A 2,149-nucleotide genomic window follows, 5' to 3' on the forward strand; every position below is an offset into this window, starting at 1 on the left:
CTCATATATGGGATCTGAGGATGCTTCATTGTATGTAAAAGAAACTAAAAGGTTATTATTTTTTATTTATAGTGATATAAAACGTAGTCTATCCACTTCGTGGAGCAAATTTCGTTTTTCATCATATGCTAAATGTATGAAAGAGAAGGAGGTGAAGTTTATGTTCTTTGGCGGTTATGGCGGAGGTTATGGCTATGGTTATGGCGGCGGCTGCGGTTACGGCGGTGGCAGTGGTTTTGCTTTAATTATCGTGCTGTTTATCTTATTAATCATTATTGGCTGTGCTTGTTGGGGAGGATTTGGCGGTTGCTAATTATTAGCCTGCCTTTATCTCTAACTTAAAAAAGTTAGCTTTATGCTAGCTTTTTTTATTTGTTAAATGAGGACATGTATAGTGATTAGTACTAATACCTGCTGTGTTAACCAATGGTTTACAGCTTGTTACTAAGCGTTTATGGAATTTTTTACATATTCATTGTAAGCTAAGCCTTAGAGGTGATGAAGGTGAATTTAGGGGAACAGCTGCAGAAGTGAAGCGAAGAGAAAAAGATGTCCAGGAAAGAATTAGCTGGGAAAATGAATGTATCTAGACAAGCTGTCTATAAGTGGGAAAATAATAAAGGGTATCCTGATATTGAGAACCTTATTAAGTTAAGCGAACTTTATAATGTGACGTTGGATGAATTGATTAAAGGGGATCAATCTTTTCAAAGCAAAATAGGAATCGATCGAAAAAAGAGTGAGGATTTATCAGACTCTGGTTTTATTATCGGAATCATTCTTGTATTTGCAGGACTGTTTTTAGATTTGGGTACATTTTCAGCTGGTGTTACCATACTAGGTTTTCTAACGATGTTTTTTTATGATGATTTAAAGAAAACGTTTTGGAATATAAAAAAGGATTTTAAGGAAGAAAGGTAAGTAAACAGGCTTTAAGTTCTCTTAGAGCCTGTTTTTGTAACTTCAGTTTTCATTAAGAAACCTGCCAAGATGATAAAGACAGCAGATAAAAGCAATGCGGTTAATCCTTGTTTTAAAATAAATCCAAAAGCTGTTATAGAAAATGATCCTAAAAAGAACATTAATTTGACTAAAATATTTCTTTTACTCATTTATAACCATCTCAATTMTACATACAGACAATCTATAAAGTTACTGATATTGCTTTCTTTGTCCAACACTCCACGCTAAACCTAAAACAGAAACAGTTATAACTATCGCTGTTAACATAACTATATTCACCTCTTTTTCCTTATAATTACATTGTAACATAGCCTCAGCGTGCTGTTTTAAAAGAGATGTGAGAATGACCAATATATTCACTGCTTAAAGGATGAAAGTTATTATACTCAGCATAAGGACCATGAATATTTGAAATAAGTTTAGTTGAAAATTCACCTCTTTGTTTTGGGGAAATGATGTAAAATGATGATAAGAGGAGGGATGGAAATGAATGGAACAGATGCAGTAGTATTAAATATAAAAGAGATTAGAAGAAGAAGTATAAAGGTTTGGCAAGCAATTCCTGATGATAAACTTGATTGGAAGCCAGATAAAGAAGCTATGACATGCATAGAAATGGTTCGTCATGTCTTGGAGTCAGAATACTATTATCATCTAGCTATCGAAAATTTTGGCAGCTTAAAGGAATTTGATTCTCCTTTTGAAAAAAGACCCTTACAATCTATAAAGGATGAATTGGAGTTTGCAGCATCCTACCACCAACAATTTTTAGACATGATTACTACTTTTTCTGAAGAAGATTTAACTAACATTCAAATAGACCGTTCAGATGTTGGTTATATTCGTTCTTTAGGGGATATGTTGATGCGGATAGGCTATCATGAATCCGTACACGCTGGACAACTCTTACAGTATTTGAGGATCATGGAGGTTGATCGACCTAGAATATGGGATTAAATCAATTAACTATGGATCTATTGTTAATAAGGGTAGAATAGCGGGTACATAAAAAGTAAGGAGAAAAGATCTTAATGAAGGAGGAAAGCTTTATGAGTAAAAGTATTATAGGTGTATATGAGTCACCGGAAGAAACATTAACTAGAATTGAGAAATTAAGAATGATAGGGTATGAGGATAATGAAATTACAGTTCTAACTAATCAAGAGACCGCAGCGGGCAATCTAGC

The 2,149-nt window shown here is 33.8% G+C and carries 4 protein-coding genes; 3 read left to right on the forward strand and 1 reads right to left on the reverse strand.

The features are described from left to right. Positions 1 to 160: 160 nt before the first annotated feature. Both AC1DRF_RS24450 and AC1DRF_RS24455 read left to right on the forward strand, forming a co-directional pair. Positions 161 to 313: a YjcZ family sporulation protein gene (locus tag AC1DRF_RS24450; protein ID WP_057242235.1), complete on the forward strand. Its 153-nt coding sequence runs from the start codon at positions 161 to 163 to the stop codon at positions 311 to 313. A 236-nt stretch (positions 314 to 549) separates the two neighbouring features. After that, a complete protein-coding gene (locus tag AC1DRF_RS24455; RefSeq protein WP_237074234.1) occupies positions 550 to 921 on the forward strand; it encodes a helix-turn-helix domain-containing protein in 372 nt (123 codons plus the stop codon). A gap of 11 nt (positions 922 to 932) precedes the next feature. On the opposite strand, the gene AC1DRF_RS24460 is transcribed toward AC1DRF_RS24455, so the two are convergent. Next, a complete protein-coding gene (locus AC1DRF_RS24460; RefSeq protein WP_427075069.1) occupies positions 933 to 1,112 on the reverse strand; it encodes a hypothetical protein in 180 nt (59 codons plus the stop codon). Between the two features lie 337 nt (positions 1,113 to 1,449). Here AC1DRF_RS24460 and AC1DRF_RS24465 point away from each other — a divergent pair, with 337 nt between their 5' ends. Next, entirely contained in the window at positions 1,450 to 1,920 is a 471-nt protein-coding gene (locus AC1DRF_RS24465) for a DinB family protein (protein ID WP_477741917.1), read from the forward strand. The last annotated feature ends 229 nt before the right edge of the window (positions 1,921 to 2,149 follow it).

This window comes from Priestia sp. P5_B4 (assembly GCF_056400385.1).